Origin of the sequence: uncultured Clostridium sp. (assembly GCF_947039605.1) — a bacterium.
Lineage (GTDB): Bacteria > Bacillota > Clostridia > Clostridiales > Clostridiaceae > Sarcina.
The window spans coordinates 13,507-33,242 of sequence record NZ_CAMQZG010000008.1 but is presented as its reverse complement, the minus strand read 5'-3'; the positions used below and the strand labels follow the sequence as shown (position 1 = coordinate 33,242).

General features: G+C 30.5%; 15 protein-coding genes. 11 read left to right on the top strand and 4 right to left on the bottom strand.

From position 1 onward, the window contains the following. The first annotated feature begins 2 nt into the window (after positions 1–2). Both Q0V24_RS04445 and mgtA read left to right on the top strand, forming a co-directional pair. The gene (locus tag Q0V24_RS04445) at positions 3–641 is read left to right on the top strand and encodes an SDR family oxidoreductase (protein WP_366938273.1); all 639 of its coding nucleotides are present in this window, start codon (positions 3–5) and stop codon (positions 639–641) included. A 999-nt stretch (positions 642–1,640) separates the two neighbouring features. Next, the gene (gene mgtA / locus Q0V24_RS04440) at positions 1,641–4,292 is read left to right on the top strand and encodes a magnesium-translocating P-type ATPase (RefSeq protein WP_297518970.1); all 2,652 of its coding nucleotides are present in this window, start codon (positions 1,641–1,643) and stop codon (positions 4,290–4,292) included. 185 nt (positions 4,293–4,477) lie between these two features. On the opposite strand, the gene yidA is transcribed toward mgtA, so the two are convergent. Beyond that, the gene (yidA, locus tag Q0V24_RS04435; protein ID WP_297518969.1) at positions 4,478–5,287 is read right to left on the bottom strand and encodes a sugar-phosphatase; all 810 of its coding nucleotides are present in this window, start codon (positions 5,285–5,287) and stop codon (positions 4,478–4,480) included. 206 nt (positions 5,288–5,493) lie between these two features. On the opposite strand from yidA, the gene proB reads away from it, so the two are divergent. Continuing rightward, entirely contained in the window at positions 5,494–6,306 is an 813-nt protein-coding gene (gene proB, locus Q0V24_RS04430) for a glutamate 5-kinase (RefSeq protein WP_297518967.1), read from the top strand. Between the two features lies 1 nt (position 6,307). Then, positions 6,308–7,552 (top strand): glutamate-5-semialdehyde dehydrogenase, encoded by a 1,245-nt coding sequence (locus Q0V24_RS04425; RefSeq protein WP_297518965.1) that lies wholly within the window; start codon positions 6,308–6,310, stop codon positions 7,550–7,552. A 49-nt stretch (positions 7,553–7,601) separates the two neighbouring features. Here Q0V24_RS04425 and Q0V24_RS04420 read toward each other — a convergent pair whose 3' ends face one another. The 3 genes from Q0V24_RS04420 to Q0V24_RS04410 form a co-directional block, all read right to left on the bottom strand. Beyond that, complete coding sequence (locus tag Q0V24_RS04420) at positions 7,602–8,180, bottom strand: VanZ family protein (RefSeq protein ID WP_297518963.1); 579 nt, start codon at positions 8,178–8,180, stop codon at positions 7,602–7,604. Positions 8,181–8,265: 85 nt separating this feature from the next. Next, positions 8,266–8,700: a DNA starvation/stationary phase protection protein gene (locus Q0V24_RS04415; protein ID WP_297518961.1), complete on the bottom strand. Its 435-nt coding sequence runs from the start codon at positions 8,698–8,700 to the stop codon at positions 8,266–8,268. 78 nt (positions 8,701–8,778) lie between these two features. Further along, complete coding sequence (locus Q0V24_RS04410) at positions 8,779–9,939, bottom strand: iron-containing alcohol dehydrogenase (RefSeq protein WP_297518959.1); 1,161 nt, start codon at positions 9,937–9,939, stop codon at positions 8,779–8,781. 549 nt (positions 9,940–10,488) lie between these two features. On the opposite strand from Q0V24_RS04410, the gene ahpC reads away from it, so the two are divergent. The 7 genes from ahpC (at position 10,489) to Q0V24_RS04375 (ending at position 19,725) form a co-directional block, all read left to right on the top strand. Beyond that, entirely contained in the window at positions 10,489–11,052 is a 564-nt protein-coding gene (gene ahpC / locus Q0V24_RS04405) for an alkyl hydroperoxide reductase subunit C (protein WP_297518957.1), read from the top strand. 149 nt (positions 11,053–11,201) lie between these two features. Then, positions 11,202–12,863 carry an FAD-dependent oxidoreductase gene (locus tag Q0V24_RS04400; protein WP_297518954.1) on the top strand — a complete coding sequence of 554 codons (1,662 nt, stop codon included), beginning with the start codon at positions 11,202–11,204 and terminating at the stop codon, positions 12,861–12,863. A 206-nt stretch (positions 12,864–13,069) separates the two neighbouring features. Beyond that, the gene (locus Q0V24_RS04395) at positions 13,070–13,879 is read left to right on the top strand and encodes a Cof-type HAD-IIB family hydrolase (protein ID WP_297518952.1); all 810 of its coding nucleotides are present in this window, start codon (positions 13,070–13,072) and stop codon (positions 13,877–13,879) included. 14 nt (positions 13,880–13,893) lie between these two features. After that, positions 13,894–14,628 carry an ATP-binding cassette domain-containing protein gene (locus tag Q0V24_RS04390; protein ID WP_297518950.1) on the top strand — a complete coding sequence of 245 codons (735 nt, stop codon included), beginning with the start codon at positions 13,894–13,896 and terminating at the stop codon, positions 14,626–14,628. Then, positions 14,621–15,811: an ABC transporter permease gene (locus tag Q0V24_RS04385; protein WP_297518948.1), complete on the top strand. Its 1,191-nt coding sequence runs from the start codon at positions 14,621–14,623 to the stop codon at positions 15,809–15,811. Before Q0V24_RS04390 ends, Q0V24_RS04385 begins: the two co-directional genes overlap by 8 nt. A gap of 206 nt (positions 15,812–16,017) precedes the next feature. Further along, positions 16,018–16,707, top strand: coding sequence for a DUF3784 domain-containing protein (locus tag Q0V24_RS04380; RefSeq protein WP_297518946.1), 690 nt, complete (start codon positions 16,018–16,020; stop codon positions 16,705–16,707). A gap of 252 nt (positions 16,708–16,959) precedes the next feature. Then, positions 16,960–19,725 carry a sigma 54-interacting transcriptional regulator gene (locus Q0V24_RS04375; RefSeq protein ID WP_297518944.1) on the top strand — a complete coding sequence of 922 codons (2,766 nt, stop codon included), beginning with the start codon at positions 16,960–16,962 and terminating at the stop codon, positions 19,723–19,725. Positions 19,726–19,736 lie beyond the last annotated feature (11 nt).

Sequence of the window (19,736 nt, the reverse complement as noted above, 5' to 3'; positions counted from 1 at the left end):
TTATAAGGAATTATAGAGTTTATACGTCAGAAAGTATTATAAAAAGTAGAGGTGGAGAGTGTCTTTTGGTTAGAGGAGATATTACAGAAGAGGATATGTGTAAAGAAGTAGTGAATCAATGTGTGGAGAGGTTTGGGACAGTTGATATTCTTATAAATAATGCAGCAGTTCAGTATCCACAATATGATATTTGTGATATTACAAAGGAGCAACTTTTAAAAACTTTTAAAACTAATATTTTTTCTGCATTTTATCTTTCAAAAGCAGTTATTCCATATATGAAACTTGGGTCTTCTATAATTAATACAACTTCTATAGTTGCGTATAGAGGGAATGAAAAACTTATAGATTATTCATCTACAAAAGGAGCTTTGACTAGTTTTACAAGGTCACTTGCACTTAATTTAGCTGATAAAGGAATTAGAGTTAATGCAGTTGCCCCAGGACCAGTTTGGACACCTCTTATAGTTTCATCATTTAGTGCACAGGATGTTAAAAAGTTTGCAGAGAATAGAGAGTTCTTTAGAGTTGCACAACCAGTTGAAATTGTAGAACCTTATGTCTTTTTAGCTAGTCAAGCAGGTTCATATACTACAGGGACTACTATTCATGTAGATGGAGGTAAAATTGCTAATACATAAACATAAAAGATACTAGATTTCAATTCTAGTATTTTTTGCTTTTTTAAAGAAAAATTAAATTAATGAATTTAGAGAATTTTTTTTGATAAAATATAAAAAATATAATTCATTAATTGCTATTTTATTGAAATTAAATGGCAAAAAAAAGAAATATAGAAATCTAATTAGAAAATGAGTTTCTAATTTATAATATTAATAAGTTATATATGCTAATGTGTTATATTCACTCAATTTCAATATTTTGATAAGAATAGTATAATTTAGTGTGACTTAGCATTTAGCAAAGTTTTTCAAGGTTATTAAATTAACTTCGATAGTAAAATTTTCACAAGTTTTTATTGGAGGCAAGCAGTTAATTAGGTTCAAAAATTTAATTAATTAAAGCTGTAAGTCTCCCGTGTTCGTAAAGAGCATTGAGTTGTAAGTATTTTGTACTTACACAAAATCCTTTGAATTGCTGGGAACTCTTAAAGCTAGCTAAACTAAAACATAAGGTTGAAATATATCTAGGTGTGAATGTTACGAAAGTAAAAAAAATTAGCTGGATAGCATATGGTTAAATCCTAAGTGCTAGTCCAAAGTAGTAATATCTGTACTACTTAAATTACTTAATAGGTTAAGTAAGGAAAATAGACAATCAGCAGGTAAGCCTCGAATAGAGGAAACTTCAACGACTATGGCGTAATGCCAGTACACTATAAGTTATTGATAGTGGAAGTGGAGGACACCTAACTACTTTTATAGTAGCAGGTGGTAAGATAGTCTACGCTTATGTGAAAACATAAGAAGTTCATAAGAGAACTGCATAGAAGTAGCGATTCTATGTGAATGAAATGTCTATGAAAATGACCTAGGTTCATTGATAAATTTAAAACTGAATAATTAAATTTTAGAACAGAAGGCTGTTTTTATATGCAGACATTTCCTCTGTTATTTTATAGACTCAATTTATGTTTATAAAGTGACCAAACCAAAAAAAATGATTGGAGAGGATCGCATATGAAAAAAGATAAAGCTAAAAAACAGTTTGATAGAGAGGGTTTTGATAGAGTTGTAAAACATCTACAAAGAAACACTAATTTATCTAAAGAAGAACTATGTGAAAAGTTCACTACATCAGAGAATGGTTTAAAGCCAGAACAAGTTTCTAAAAATGCTAGTCAGTACGGAAAGAATAATACAAAAGAAGAGAAGAAAGTTCCAGTAGTGGTACAACTCTTTAAATCTTTTGCGAATGCGTTTGTATTAGTCCTTTTAATTATAGGAATTATTACATATCTAACTAATGTTGTATTTGTGCCAAAAGCTCAAGAAAGTTGGTCACAGGTAATAATTATAGGAATTCTTATATTCACAAGTGGGATTATTTCATTTGTTCAGGAATATAAGTCAGAAAAAGCAGCAGACTCACTTAAAAAACTTATTACTACTACTTGTAATATTAAAAGAAATAATGGTGAATATGAAAAAGTAGATATGCTTAATATAGTTGTAGGGGATATTATAAAACTTACAACAGGAGATATTATTCCAGCAGATTTAAGAGTTATAAATTGTAAAAACTTTTTTGTAAGTCAGTCAGCTTTAACAGGAGAATCTGAGCCAATTGAAAAGAAAGTTGAGAATAATATAGTAGGTAAAGAGGCTGGAAATTATGAAAACATTTGTCTGTTAGGTACAAATGTTGTTAGTGGTACTGCTACTGCAATAGTTATTGGAGTTGGAGAACACACATATTTTGGAGCTATGCAAAGCTCAATGGCAGATATTGATGAGGAAACAAGCTTTGAGAAAAGTGTTAAAAAAGTTTCATCTATGCTTTTAAAGTTTATGCTTATTATGGTACCTTTAGTTTTTATTATTGATTGGTATCAAACAAAAAGTTTCTTGAATTCATTAGTGTTTGCAGCCTCTGTAGCAGTTGGATTAACACCTATAATGCTTCCAACTATAGTTTCAGAAAACCTTGCAAAAGGTGCAATTAAAATGTCTAAGAAGAAAACTGTTGTTAAAAAAATAAGTGCTATCCAAAACTTTGGTTCAATGGAAATTCTTTGTACTGATAAAACAGGAACACTTACAGATGATAAAATAGCAGTTGAAGCACATATTAATATAAATGGTGAAACATGTGATAATGTCCTAAAGTACGGATTTATAAATAGTTCACTTCAAAGTGGACTTCAGAATGTTATAGATTTTGCTATTATGGACCTTGCTAAAGAAAAAAACTTTGATAAAGAGTTACAAGGTAAAGTTAATAAAGTAGATGAAATAGCATTTGATTTTACAAGAAGAAGAATGTCAGTTGTAATAAAAGATGAGTTTACAGATAAAGCAAAAATTATTACAAAAGGTGCATTAGAGGAGATGCTTTCAGTATCTAAATATGTTGAGGTTGATGGTCAAATTCTTGAGATTAATGATAAGATTTTATCAAAAATTAGAAAAGAGGCCAGAGCGCTTAATAATGAAGGTATGAGAGTTATTGGTGTTTCTATTAAGAATGACCAAGACCCTGAAAAAAGATTTGCACCGGTAGATGAGAGCGACATGATTTTAGTTGGATTCATAGGATTTTTAGATCCACCAAAAGAGAGCACACAAGAGGCTTTGAAAGCTCTTGCATATTATGGGGTTGATGTAAAAATCTTAACAGGAGACAATGAACTTGTTACAAGAAAAGTTTGTGAGCAGTTAAATTTTGAAATAACTAATATTGTTCTTGGTCCAGAAATGGAAGAAATGGATGATGATAAATTATTTAGAGTTGCTATGAAAACAAACATATTTGCAAAACTTAATCCACTTCAAAAAGCTAGACTTGTTAGAGTTTTAAGAAACGGTGATAAGATAGTTGGGTTCATGGGTGATGGAATAAATGATTCAATCGCTTTAAAAGAAGCAGATGTTGGAATTTCAGTTGATACAGCAGTTGATATTGCGAAAGATGCTGCCGATGTAATACTTTTAGAGAAGGATTTAATGGTTCTTAAAGAAGGTATTATTGAGGGAAGAAAAGTTTTTGCAAACACTACTAAATATCTTAAAATTACAGCTAGTTCAAATTACGGAAATGCTATAAGTGTTCTTATGGCTAGTATTTTCCTACCATTTGTACCTATGCTTCCTATTGAGCTTTTAATTCAGAACTTGGTTTATGATATCACACAAGTATTTTTACCTTGGGATAATGTAGACGAGGAGCTTATTGCAAGACCAAGAAAGTGGGATGCTAAGGATATTGGTAAGATGATGGTTGTATTTGGACCTACAAATTCAATATTTGATATTTGTACTTTTGCACTTATGTGGTTTGGATTTGGATGTACTACTATTGCTTCAGCAGCAACTTTCCAAACTGGATGGTTTATAGAAGGATTTACAACTCAGGTTCTAGTTCTTTATATGCTTAGAACAGAGAAAATTCCATTCCTTCAAAGTAATGCATCATGGCAGCTTAATATTTCAATTGTAGTTTCACTTCTTATTGGATGGTTCTTACCATACACAAGTTTTGGACATACAATCGGAATGGTTAAACTTACACCATACTTCTTTATATTTATAGTATTTGTAATAATAGCTTACTTCTTCTTAACACAAGGAGCTAAGAAACTTTATCTTAAAAGATTTGGAACAATATTATAAGAAAGTTTATGAGGTGATAACTATGAGTGCATTAACAATATTAGGATTTATAGTTGCAGCAATAGCGTATATTATTTTACCAGCTGTGATTTTAATAAAAAAAGATTTATAAAAAATAAAAACCTGTGGACAACTTTTCATAAAAGTTATCCACAGGTTTTTTATTTATAACTCAGAATTAAATATTATAATCCTAAAACTAATTTTTCTATTGCTTTTGCAACTCCATCATTATCGTTTGTATCTGTGATGTACTGTGAAGCAGCTTTAATTTCAGGTACTGCATTACCCATAGCAACTCCCATTCCTGCATATTCAATCATTGGGAAGTCATTCATTGCATCTCCAATAGTTATAACCTCTTCTTTTGTAATTCCAAGGTGCTTTACAAGTCTATCAAGTGCGAGTCCTTTGTTTGATTCTTTGTTGAAGAATTCAAGGAAGAAAGGTGTGCTTTTAGCTACACTATATTTATCCCAAAGTTCTTTTGGAAGTTTAGCCATTGCAGCATCTAAAACTTCTGGCTCATCAATCATCATAACTTTAACTATTGTTTCTTCTGGATTTATATTATCATGAGAAACAATATTTATATCTATATCATTTATATCAGCTTCAACTTGTGTGTATTTACTATGTTTAGGTGTTATAAGTCCTCTATCTTTTGAGAAACTATGTATGTTAACTCCTACTTCTTTACTATGAGCTAAAAGGTCTATAAGGTCTGAACCTTTTAAAGTAATATCTGAGATTACTTCTTTTGTAGCTACATTTTGCACAAGACATCCATTATAACTTAAAGCATAATCATTTTTTGTAATAAGTTCTAATTGGTCTAGTGATTTTAAAAGTCCTTCAAGTGGTCTACCAGATGCTAAAACTACATAAACACCTTTTTCTCTTGCTGCTTTTATTGCATCTTTAGTTCTTTGTGTGATTTCCTTCTTACTATTTAAAAGAGTTCCATCCATATCTATTGCTATTAATTTATACATATTAACCCCCAAGTTTTTTTATTTCAGTATATAATTTATCTTCTATAAATAGCTTATATTAATACTAAAAATTTATCAAGGCACTAAAAGGTAACTAATGATTATGAAATTTATACTTTCTAAAGTATGATTATATAGATAGAAGAAATACATATAGGGTATAATAAATATTAATAAAATACAGATAAGAAGGGGCGAATAGAGTAATGGCAGTAAGCATAAAAGATGCAAAAAGAATAGTTGTAAAGGTTGGGACATCAAGCCTTACACATAAGAATGGAAATATAAATCTTGGGAGCATAGAAAAATTTGCAAGAGTTTTATCTGACCTTCAGAATATGGGGAAAGAAATGATACTTGTTTCTTCAGGGGCAGTTGGAGTTGGAATTAGTAGAATGGGTCTTAAAGAAAAGCCTACTACTACTAAAGGAAAGCAAGCAGCAGCTGCTGTTGGTCAATGTCACCTTATGAATATATATAGTAAGTTTTTTGCAGAGTATGGGCATTTAGTTGCACAAGTTCTTTTAACTAGAGATGTTATAGAAGATGAAAGAATGAGAGATAATGTTTGTAATACATTTGATACATTGCTTGAACAAGGAATAATTCCGATAGTAAATGAGAATGATACGGTTTCTATAGATGAGATAGAGAATATATGTAATTTTGGAGATAATGATAATTTATCAGCGATAGTTTCACTTTTAACTAGTGCTGATTTACTTGTTATATTATCTGATATAGATGGTTTTTATAATGGGGACCCAAGAAAAGATAAGAATGCAAAGCTTATAAATGAGATAGAGGAAATAACTGATGAGGTTAGAGGCTGTGCAGGAGATGCTGGTTCATCACTTGGAACTGGTGGAATGAGAACTAAAATTTCAGCAGCTGAAAAAGTAGTTAATAAAGGTATTAGTATGGTGCTTGCAAATGGTGAGAATCCTGCAATACTTAGAGATATTTTAATTGAAGATAGAAAAGTAGGAACATTATTTATTGGTAGAAAGGAGAATTAATATGAGTGAATTAATAGTTAAAGGTAAACTTGCAAAAGAAGCAGCTTATGAACTTGGAATAACAGCAACAGCTAAAAAGAATGAGGCACTTTTAAATATAGCAGATAAGCTTTGTGAGAGATGTGATGAAATTCTTGTAGAGAATGAAAAAGATGTTAAGGTTGCAAGGGAAAAAGGAACTAAAGAATCTTTAGTTGATAGACTTGAACTTTCTAAAGAGAGAGTCGAGGCAATGGCAGAGGGTGTTAGACATATAGTAAAACTTGATGATCCAATCGGGGAAGTTACTTCTATGAAAAAGATGATGAATGAGCTTAAAATTGGAGTTCAAAGAGTTCCACTTGGAGTTGTAGGAATAATATATGAATCAAGACCAAATGTAACTGCTGATGCAGCGGCACTTTGCTTGAAAACTGGTAATGCAGTACTTTTAAGAGGTGGAAAAGAAGCTATAAATTCAAACTTGAAAATAGTTGAGATTATAAAAGATGCAGTTAAAGAAGTTGGACTTTTAGAGGGAACAGTTCAAATTTTAGAAGATACTTCAAGAGAAACAGCGAGTGAGTTTATGAAACTTAATGATTATCTTGATGTCTTAATTCCAAGAGGTGGTGCTGGGCTTATAAAAGCAGTAGTTCAAAATGCTACAGTGCCAGTTATTGAAACTGGTACTGGAAATTGTCATATATATGTTGATGCAGAGTGTGATATGCAGATGGCAAAGAATATAATTATAAATGCTAAAACTTCAAGACCAGGAGTTTGTAATGCAGCAGAATCAATGCTTGTGCATAAAGATGTAGCAGAAAAATTCCTTCCAATAGCTTTAAAAGAGTTAATGGATAAAGGTGTTGAAATTAGAGGGTGTGCAAGAACTAAAGCAATAGTAGAGAATATAGTTGATGCAACAGAAGTAGATTTTAATACAGAATTTTTAGATTTTATACTTTCAGTAAAAGTTGTTGATAGTTTAGACGATGCTATAGCACATATAAATAAATTTGGAACAGGACATTCAGAAGCAATAGTCACAACTAACTATTTTAACTCAGAAAAGTTCCTTCAAAGAGTTGATGCAGCAGCAGTTTATGTTAATGCTTCAACAAGGTTTACAGATGGTAGCGAGTTTGGTTTTGGTGCAGAGATAGGAATAAGTACACAAAAGCTTCATGCAAGAGGTCCTATGGGGCTTAAAGAGCTTACAACAAGTAAGTATATTATTTATGGAAATGGACAAATTAGATAATTAAAATAAAAAAATCTACCTAACCTTAGAAGAGGATAGGTAGATTTTTTTATGTAAAAGCTTTTCTTGGGCATATTATTTTGAATAATATAATTCCTACAATAAAACCAAAGCTATTTAATACAATATCTCCAATATCAAATATACCAAGAGAGAATATATACTGAGCTATTTCGCATAGAGTAATTATAATGATTCCTGAAATAATTCCTATGCTATATTTTGCTCTTTTAAATATATAAGCAAGTGGTAAGAATAATATTGCATTCATAAGTGCAATAAGAATATTAGTGCTATTAGCAGTCCATTGATAGTAGTCTGTAACTAAATTAAATTCATAGCCCTGTACACCTTTTTGTCTTACAAATAGAACAAAAACAAGTGTTATTAAATAAAGTACACCTATAGCAAAAATACTAATTTTATTAATTTTTCTATTTAATATAGAAAATAAAATTATAAAGGTTAAGATGGCTTGGACAATATTAAATCCTAGATACACCCAAATTAAATAATCTTGATTAAAGTACATAAGGTCAATTAATTTTATAGTCATAAATCTATATATCACAAAAGATAGGACTATTGATATAAGCGCTGTTATAAGTATAGTAACTGGCTTCTTCATTTGTTTACCTCCGAAGTTTAAAATAACTTCTACATTATACAATAAAAAACAGTCGTATAAAAATTATACGACTGCTTAAAATTATTTATCCAAGGTATGCATTAAGCATCCAAATATCTTTTTCAAATCCAGCAACATAGCCACTCATTAAGTCTACAATAGCTTGTTTTTTATCTTTATCAGCAAGAGTAGCTATTTTTTTAGCATCATCTTTCATTAGTGTAAAATCTGCTAAAACAGTTTCCATTGCTTTTCTTGCACTAACTTTTGTATCTGCAAGTTCTTTGATAGTAGTTATAGCAAGCTGAGCTTTTAATGAAGCTACTGGCTTAAAACCTGATGATAGAAGAAGTTCTGCAACAGCATCCATTTCTGTAGCCATAGCTGTATAGAGTTCTTCTAATTTTAGGTGGATTGTAAAAAATCCTTCCCCTGATACATACCAATGTAAATTATGTAGTTTTGTATGAAGTACACTTTGGTTTGCAAGGTATACGTTCAATTCTTTTTCTAAATGCAATGTTAATTCCTCCCTAGATATATTATTTGAAGAACCAATATACTTAGCAAAAGTCAAAACTATATAAGATGTGCTATATTAGAAAGCGTTTTTAAGAATTTCTCTACTTACTTCAAGTGTTAAGTCACCTGTTTCTGATAAAGCTACCATTCCATGAGTTTCTAAAGCTTTTACTATATCTTCGATTTGTTCTTCTTTAATATTATAATCAGAAAGGTGTGTTTTTACTCCAAGACTTTCAAAGAAAGCTCTTGTTTTAGCAATTGCCATGTCAGCTTTTTCTGAATCTGTTCCTTCTGTGATATTCCAAACTCTCTCTGCGAATTGAACAAGTTTAGGTTGTTTTTTATCTTTTCTTATTGTCCAAATTGCTGGTTGAAGTATTGCAAGAGTTACAGCGTGGTCAAGTCCAAACATAGCTGTAAGTTCATGTCCTATCATATGACATGACCAATCTTGAGGTACTCCTGAACCTATAAGACCATTAAGTCCCATAGTTGCACACCAAACAAGGTTTGCTCTCATATCATAATTTTCTTTGTCAGCAAGAGTTTTTGGTCCAACTTCTATAAGAGTTTGAAGGATTCCCTCTGATGTTCTATCTTGGAATCTTCCCTCAGCTGGGTAAGTTACATACTGCTCACATACATGTATAAATGTATCTATGATTCCATTAGCAACTTGCTTATCTGGAAGTGTCATTGTAAGAGTTGGATCTACAAATGAGAATTTAGGGAATACTAAATGATTTCCAAATGAAAGTTTAGCATCTCCTATACAAACAACTCCACCGGCATTCATTTCTGAACCAGTTGCAGGAAGTGTACAAACAGTTCCAAGTGCTATTGCATTTGTGAATGGTAATTGTCTTTTATTTGGGCTTGTTAATATATCTTCAGAATTTCCATCGTAGCAAGTAGCAAGTGATATAAACTTAGTTCCGTCCATAACAGAACCACCACCAACTGCAAGTAAGAAATCTATTTTTTCATTTTTAACTATTTCTATAGCTTTCATTAATGTAGTAAATTGTGGATTTGGCTCAATTCCACCAAATTCAAAAACTTTTCTACCTTTAAGTGAAGCTATAACTTTATCTAAAGTACCGAATCTTTTAACAGAACCACCACCGTAAGTTATAAGAACTCTGGCATTCTTTGGAACTACGTTATCAAGCTCTGCTAATCTATCCTTACCAAATATTATCTTTGTTGGGTTATAAAAATCAAAATTATTCATATGAATAATCCTCCTTTGTTTTTAAATAGTTTTGTTAAATTTAATTTCATAAAATTATAAATTAATTCTATACTTTATTAATGTGAATTTTATGGAGAATTATTCATTTTTCTAAAGATAATAGTATATTTAGAAGTAAATAAGATTTTAACTTAATTTGAGAGAATTCTCCCACTTCAAGCTTTAGCTAAGTGGTGAGTAGTTCACACTAAACTAAATTATAAAAATAAATATTATGAAAAATCAAGAATTTTACAAGATAGCTTAGGTTAACTGAGATAAAATAATCTCTAATGTATAACACTGTTAATAGAAGTTTATATTTATAATAAAAGGAAATATATATGAACAAAGAATTTTACATCTAATTGAAAGATATTTTCAATTAAGTATTGACATCAAACTAAATAAGAACTATTATTAGTACATAAAGATTATTTGATTAATTAATCAACGGAATTTAAAACTAAAAATAAATAAGAATAAATATAAAAATTAGATATAAAATAGATATAAAAAAATAGAGAGAAAAATTAGGAGGAATTAATTATGTCATTAATAAATAAAAAAGTTTCAGATTTTAAAGTACAAGCTTACCAAACAGGTGAATTCAAAGAAGTTTCATTAGAAAATTTAAAAGGACACTGGTCAGCAGTAGTATTCTACCCAGCAGATTTCTCATTTGTATGTCCAACTGAGTTAGAAGACTTAGAAGACCACTATGCAGAGTTTAAAAAAGTAGGATGTGAAATATATTCAGTATCATGTGATACACATTTCGTACACAAAGCATGGGCTGATACATCAGAAAAAATTGCTAAAGTAACATACCCAATGTTAGCTGACCCAAGAGGAGTTCTTGCTAGAGATTTTGAGGTTATGATAGAAGAAGAAGGTCTTGCTTTAAGAGGAACATTCATAATTAATCCAGATGGAGAAATTAAAGCTTACGAAGTTAACGATTTAGGAATAGGAAGAGATGCTAAGGACTTATTAAGAAAAGTTCAATCAGCTCAATTCGTTGCAGAACATGGAGATCAAGTATGTCCAGCTAAATGGCAACCAGGTGAAGATACATTAATTCCAAGTCTTGATTTAGTAGGAAAACTTTAAGAAATATAAAATTAATAAGGGGGCTGTCAATGGCAGCTCCCTTTTAATTAAAATGTTATTGAGAAATATTATCAAACCTTTCAAGTAAAGAGCTTGAAATGCTTGATAATATTTTGAATTAAATAGTAAATTAGTAGGAGGTAAGAATTATGGAAAAGATATATGATTTAGTAATTATAGGTGGTGGCCCAGCAGCATTATCAGCAGGAGTTTATGCTGGTAGAGCAAAAATGAGTACCCTTATTATAGAGAAAGAAAGATTTGGTGGACAGGTTACTACAACAGCTGAAATAGTTAACTATCCAGGAATTAGAGAAACTACAGGACCAGTTCTAATGGAAGATATGAGACTTCATGCAGAAGATTTTGGTACAGAGTTTAAAATTGCAGAGGTTCTTGAGGTTGAACTTGAGGGTGATGTAAAAACTTTAAAAACTTCATTAGGTGATATAAAAGCTAGAGCGATTTTAATTGCTACAGGAGCATCACCAAGAAAACTTGGTTTTAAAGGTGAGAAAGAATTTACTGGTAGAGGTGTAGCATATTGTGCAACTTGTGATGGTCAATTCTTTGAAGGACTTGAAGTATTTGTTGTAGGAGCTGGTTTTGCAGCAGCAGAGGAAGCAATGTTCTTAACTAAGTATGCAAGAAAAGTTACTATAATAGCTAGAGAACCTGAATTTACTTGTGCTAAATCAATAGCTGATAAAGTTCTTAGTCATCCAAAAGTTGAAGTTAGATTCAATATGGAAGTTCTTGAAATTAATGGAGCTCAAATGCTTAACTATGCTAAGTTTAAAAATAATGTTACAGGTGAAATTTCTGAACATTTTGCAGATGAGAAAGACGGAAGTTTTGGAATGTTTATATTTGTAGGATATGCACCTGCGACTGAATTATTTAAAGGTAAAATAGAGCTTGATAGAGGCTATGTTGTTACAGATAATGATATGAAAACTAATGTTGCGGGAGTTTATGCAGCTGGAGATTTAAGAATCAAAAATCTAAGACAAATAATAACAGCAGTAGCTGATGGTGCTATTGCAGCAACAGATGCAGAAAAATATATTATGGATTTAAAACATAGACTTGGAATCAAAGAAGAAGAGAAAGAGTTTGTGAAAAGAGAAGTTAAAAAAGAAGAATCTAAAGCATCAGTAGATTCAGGTAATGGAAGAAGTGCTCTTTTAAATGATGCTCTAAGAGGTCAAATAAAAGGTGTTCTTGATAGAATGGAAAGTAGCGTTACTCTTGTTTCAATAGTTGATGAGAGTGATGCAAAATCAGTAGAGCTTAGGGATTTAGTCCTTGATATAGCAGGTCTTGGAGATAAACTTAATGCACAGATTTATAAAAAAGGTGAGAATAAAGAAGTAGAAGAAAAAGTACATGCTAATAAGTTCCCTATAGTGGCACTTTTAAATTCAGAGGGGAATTATAGTGGGGTTAAATTCCATGGAGTTCCTGGTGGACATGAGCTTAATTCATTCCTTCTTGCTATATATAATCTAGCAGGTCCTGGTCAAGCAATTGATGCAGGGGTTCTTAGTGAAATTAAAGCACTTGATAAAAAGATTAATGTTAAAGTAGCAGTTTCACTAGCTTGTCATATATGTCCAGAGGTTGTTGTTGGAGCTCAAAGAATAGCTGTAGAAAATAAAAATATTGAAGTAGAGATGATTGATATTTCTTTATTTAAAGATATTAAAGATGAATTTAATATTATGAGTGTACCAGCTATTATAGTTGATAATGATAAAATTTACTTTGGAGCTAAAAAGATAGAAGAAATAGTTTCAATGCTTAAATAAAATAGAATATAGATTAATTTAAAGGGAGCTATCATTAATTTGATGGCCCTTTTTTGTATAGAAAAGTATATTTAACTTTTTTCATGGTATATGTGGAAAAGTATAGCTTTTTTATTGTGAGAAAATCTGATATTATTTAGACATATTTTCCAATTATAATGATGGGGGTTAGAGAGTTATATAATATTACTTTAGGAGGTTTATTTATGTATAAATTAGTTGCAATAGATATGGATGGAACACTTTTAAATAGTGAGAAACAATTATCTGAGAGAAATGGACAAGCTATTAAAGAAGCAGTTGAAAAGGGTGCAATGGTAGTTATTTCAACTGGTAGAGGGTTTTCAGGTATAGAAAAATATTTGAAAGAGTTAGGTTTAGAGAGAGAAGGACAGTATGCACTAACAATGAATGGTGGTGCAGCTTATGATTGTTATACAAAAAAAGCAATAACTAATATAGGGATAAAAGGTTCTGATCTTCATAAAATATTTAAGGTAAATGAAGAATTAGGTTTAAAGATACAAGCATATACTTTAGATAAATGTGTTGCGTTAGAGGAGAATGAATACACAGAGTTTGAAAGAGTTCATGTTGGAACAAAAATAGAGATTGTAGATTTTTGTAAAGACATAAAATCAGATGATGATATAATGAAAGTATTACTTATGGAAGAACCAGAGATTTTAGATGAGAAAATAAAACTTATACCTAAGGAAATTATAGAAGAATATAATTGTGTTAAAAGTCTGCCTATGTGCTTTGAAATACTGAATAAAAGCTGTAACAAAGGGATAGGATTAAAAGAGTTAATAGAAAAATTAGGTATTACACCAGATGAAGTCATAGCAATTGGTGATGAGTGTAATGATTATGAGATGATAGAGTTTGCAGGTCTTGGGGTTGCTATGGGAAATGCCAATCTAAAGATAAAAGAGATTGCAAACTATATTACTGATACTAATGATAATGATGGTGTTGCAAAAGTAATAGAAAAGTTTATTTTAAATAATTAAAAAGGAGAAAGTTAATGGGGTTGGAAGTTAAAGGACTTACTAAAAAGTTCAAAGATTTTATAGCTGTAGATGATGTTAGTTTTAATGTGGATGAGGGTGAAGTTCTTGGGCTTTTAGGTGAGAATGGAGCTGGTAAAACAACTACACTTAGGATGATAGCAACTATGCTAAAGACATCAGCAGGTACAGCAATTATTGATGGAAATGATGTAAATAAAGACCCAGTTGCGGTTAGAAAAAGTATTGGGATTCTTTTTGGTGGAGAAGTTGGAATATATGATAGACTTACAGCGCGAGAAAATATTACGTATTTTGGACAGCTTAGTGGTCTTACAAAAGAAGAAATTAATAAAAATATAGATAAGCTTATAAAAGATTTTAAGATGGAAGAGTATATTGATAAAAGGGCTGGAAAGTTTTCTAGGGGTATGAAGCAAAAAGTTTCTATTGCTAGAAGTATAATTCACAATCCTAAAGTTATGCTTTTTGATGAGCCAAGTACAGGTCTTGATGTATCAGCAACAAGGTCAGTTCATAAGTTTATTTTAAATTGTAAAAAAGATAATAAGGCTGTTATACTTTCAAGTCATAGTATGTATGAGGTAGAAAAACTTTGTGATAGAGTAGCTATTATAAGCAAGGGTAAAATTGTTGCAATAGGTACTATTCAGGAGTTAAAAGATAAATACAATGAGCAAAACTTAGAAGAATTATTTATTATGTTAATAGGGGGTGATTCTGATGAGTAATATGACATGGATTGTTTTTAAAAAGGAAATAACAGATCTTTTTAGAGATAGAAAAGCATTTTTAAGTGCTGTAATATTACCAATATTTTTACTTCCTGTAATGATGCTTATATTAGGTAGTTCTGCTGCTAGTAATACTAATGTTGTTAAGCAAGGTATTAGAATAGCAATTGTTGGAGAACAAAATTCATCACTTGAAAATGTTTTAAAACAAGATTCTAATATTCAAATTATAAAGACTGATAACCCAGAACAGTCTCTACAGAATGAACAAATTTACTTATATCTAAATGTTCCACAAAATTTTGATGCTAACATCAAAAATAAAGATGGAAGTGCTAAGGTAAATATTTATTTTGATAATACAAGTCAGAAATCACAGATTGCTCTTGCTCAAATCGAAGGTATCATTAATGAGTATAATGAGGCTGAGGTTGGTGGAAGATTAAAATCTTTAGGTGTTAGTGAGAGTTTACTAACTCCTGTTAGTGTTAATGCTATTGGTGTTGGAATTAAGAGTGAAAAAGAAGCTCATGCACTTCAACTTGTAGCAATGCTGCTTCCTATGTTTGTTCTTGTTTATGCAGCTCAAGGTGGAGCAGCAGCAGCTACAGACCTTGCAGCTGGAGAAAAAGAAAGAGGTTCTCTTGAGCCACTTTTAAGTACAAGTGCAAGTAGGGCATCTATTCTTATGGGAAAACTTATGGCGATTACAGTTATGGGAATACTTTCAACCTTGTCCGGATTTATAGGACTTATAGTGTCGATGATTGTTCCAAATAGTTTGCTTATGACTGAGGGAGGAATAGTATTACAACCAGAGGCAATTGTTATAATTGCAATTCTTGCGATACTTATAACACTTAGTTTTAGTGCACTGCAACTTGCAATAAGTGTTTATGCAAAATCATTTAAGGAAGCTCAAACTTATCTTGGATTCTTAACATTTGCACCTATGATAATTTCATATGGAACAATGTATATGGATGCTAGTGGTATGGGAGCATTTCTTTATAATATTCCAATTTTAAATGCTGTTCTTGTTATGAAGGAAGCTATATTTGGAATTTATGACCCTATGCATTTGATACTTACATTTGTTTGGTCAGTAATTTATATAATTTTAGCATTAGTACTTGCGAGGTATATGTTTAACAGAGAAGAAGCTTTATTTAGAAGTTAAAATTATAGAGAAAGATATTATAAAACCTGTGGAAAACTTTTTGAAAAGTTATCCACAGGTTTTATTTTTGAAAAATTATATAATATTAGGATGAAAAAGAGTGGAAATTTAGAATTAAGAAAAATTTAAGAAATAAATAATACTATATTAAGAGAGTTATAATACAATATTACTAACTTAATTTTTAAAGTGGGGTAAAGATAAATATGATTTTAATTTCAATTATATTTTTAGTTATAGGTTTAATGATACATGTATTTAAAATGTATTTTTTAATTTCGGGGTATAGTATGATGACAGATTCTCAAAGGGATAATGAGAATGTAAAACGATTAGGCAAGCATATGGGAATATGCTGTTATGCAATTTCAGGGATATTTGCGATTACTTTAATTTTAAGAGAAATACATCCTAATATTGAGATTATAGCATTTGCACTTATGTTTATAATAATAGCTTATATGCTTATGGTTGGACATAGATTTGATATAAGTGGAGATTCATATCAAAGTGAGAGTAAAGCGGCTATTTTAACAATGCTTCTACCAATATCACTTATAATGTTTGTATGCTTTTATTCATTTGGAAGTGTTGAAATTGAGGTAGATAGTGATGGAATAGAAGTTGAGAATATAAAGATAGCATTTGATGAGATAGAAGAGTATAAAATGTTATATGAATTACCAGATAATAAAAAAATATTTGGTGCTAGAATAGGATATTTTAATAGAGGTGATTTTGAGGTTGAGGGCTATGGTGAGTGTAAGTTATATACAAGTGATAGTGACCATAGTATAGTCATTAAAACTGATGAGGAAACCTATATAGTTAATGATAGTGGAAATACAAAAGTTATTTATCAGCAGATTGTTTATGAAATGAATAAATTAGAATAAATTTGGGAGTTTGTTGTGAAACAAACTCTTTTTTTATGATAATTATTTAAGAGTATGAAAAAAATATATATTAATGTAGAAAAAAGAAAAATATATTGTGAAAAAAGAAATAATATACAATATTTTGTTATCTAGCTAGTATGTAAGTATTGTATAATAGAGTAAATAGGTAAGATATTTGCTATTTAATTAAAGAAATAGTTTTTAGATAATATGGTGAAAAAAATTAAGGTTTAAAATGGAGGCTTTACTGTGGCAAAAAAGATAGATGATGTATTAAATGCTGTTAGAGAGCTTGAAAATATAAATAGACAAGCAGTTACAGCTAATGAAGTTAGTGAATTTATGAAACTAGATAGAGCAAATGTGAGTAGATATTTAAATAAGCTTTATAAAGATAAAGAATTAGAAAAGTTAGATGGTAGACCTGTTAGATATAGTTTAGGTGATAGGTTAAATGAGGTTGAAGAACAAAGTGGACAAAAAAATTATGTTGAGTCTTTTGCACCGGCATTAGAGGTTGAAGAAGAAAATAGTTTAGATTCTTTAGTTGGAGCTAATAGTTCGTTACAGGTAGCTATCCAACAAGCAAAGGCAGCTATTTTGTATCCGCCAAATGGACTTCATACAATTATTTTAGGCGAAACTGGTGTTGGAAAATCTATGTTTGCAGAGGCGATGTATGGGTTTGCAAAAGATGCAAATGTTTTAAAGGATAAAGCACCATTCATAAGATTTAACTGTGCAGATTATGCAGATAATCCACAGCTTGTTATGGCACAAATATTTGGAGTTAAAAGAGGCGCATTTACAGGAGCTGATAAGGATAAGGATGGTCTTTTAAAGAAAGCTGATGGGGGAATATTATTCCTTGATGAGATTCATAGATTGTCGCCACAGGGACAAGAAATGTTATTTACTTTTATAGATAAGGGAGTATTTAGACCTCTTGGGGAAACTGAGACTCAGATAAGTGTTAAACTTCAAATAATTGCAGCAACAACAGAGGATCCAAAATCATACCTGTTGCAGACTTTTACAAGAAGAATACCAATGACAATTATTCTTCCACCTCTTAGAGAGAGAAGTTTAAGTGAGAGGTATGATTTGCTTGATGCTTTTATTAAAGATGAGTCAGCAAGACTTGGAGAGCCTGTATATTTCAATAGAAATGCTCTTTCATCATTTGTTTTATATGATTGTAATAATAATATAGGTCAGTTAAAGAGTGATATACAACTTTCGTGTGCTAAGGCATTTTTAAATTACAAAAGTGGAAAGAAGAATATTATAGTTGTAGAACAATCTGATTTACAAAGTTCTGTAAAAAGAGGAATAATGAAGCTTCAGGATAAAAGAAGTGAGATAGATAAGATGTTTAATACAATAGGGGATGTTGTTTGTTTCTCTAATAATGAAGTGAATAATTTTTTAGATACAGATTTAGTTGTTCATAACAATGATGAGGAACATGTTGAGCATTTTTATTTAACGATAGAAAATAAGCTTAAAAAATTAAAAAAACAAGGACTTACTAATAACGAGATTGATGATATTTTAAACCTTGATATAGAAGGTTATTTTAGAAAATATATTAGTGAGTTAAAAGGTACGTTTAGAAAAGATGAGATTTCAAAGATTGTTGATAAGAGAGTTGTTGATGTTGTTGAAGAGGCTTTAGGTTATGCAGCAAAAGAACTTGGAAGAGAGTTTGGGGAAAAAGTTTATTTTGGATTAGCACTTCATTTACAAGGAAGTATTGAGAGAATTATAAATGGAAATGAAATTTATCACCCAAAACTTAATAAGGTAAGAAAAGAATACAGAAAAGAGTTTATGGTAGCTATGGAAATAGCAAAACTTATAGAGGATAAATTTGAAATAGCGATTTCTCTTGATGAAATAGGATATATAACTATGTTTCTTGCAACGGATGCTGATAAGTTTGAGAAGAAAAATGAAGAGAAAGTTGCAGTACTTGTTATAATGCATGGAAGAGCAACAGCTACAAGTATGGTAGAAGTAGCAAATACTTTTATTGGTGATGAGTATGTTCAAGCTTTAGACATGCCACTTGATATGAAGGCTGAGATAATGTTTGAAAAAGTTAAGCATAAAGTTAAAGAGATGAATACAGGCAGGGGGGTAATTATTCTTGCTGATATGGGGTCACTTGTTAACTTTGGGGATATTATAAAAGAAGAAACAGGGGTTAATATAAAAACTGTTGATATGGTTAGTACACTTGCAGTTATAGAGGCGGGAAGAAAAGCTTTGAATGGTAGAGATTTAACTTCTATATATGAGTCATGTTCTGATATAAGTAAATTTGGTCTTAGATATGTAGTTGAAAAAGAACAAAGAAAAAATCTTTGTATTGTGACAACATGCTTTACTGGTGAGGGTTCAGCAGCAAGACTTAAAAAGTTTATAGAAGAAAAGCTTGTTAATATAGAGAGAGTTAATGTTATTCCAATGAATATATTAGAAAGAGAAAAGTTCATAGAAAGCCTTTCAGAGGTTAGAGCAGAAAATAAAGTTCTTGCTATAGTTGGAACTGTAGATATGGATGTAGAGAATATTCCTTTTGTTTCAGGTGCTGAGATATTTACAGGTGAAGGTCTTATAAAGCTTAATAAAATGGTTAAAAGAGAAATAGACTATGATCAAATAGCCGAATCGTTGAAAACTCAAATTAAAGACATAGATTCATATGAGCTAGTACATAATATAAGGCTGGCTATTGGAGATATGGAGAATAACTTAGAACTTGTGATTGATGATGATGCAAAAATGGGAATGCTTATGCATATGGGATTCCTTGTTGATAAGATTAAAAAAGGAAGAAAAGAAACTTTATTTGTTAATCTTAATGAGTATAGAGCAAAGAATAGTAAAGCATTTATAATGGTTAAACAAAGTTTGAAGTTAGTAGAAAGAGAATATAAAGTAAGTATTGGGGAAAATGAAATCGCATTTATAGTAAAAATGATACTAAATAATAGTATTTTTAAATAAAAAATATTTAA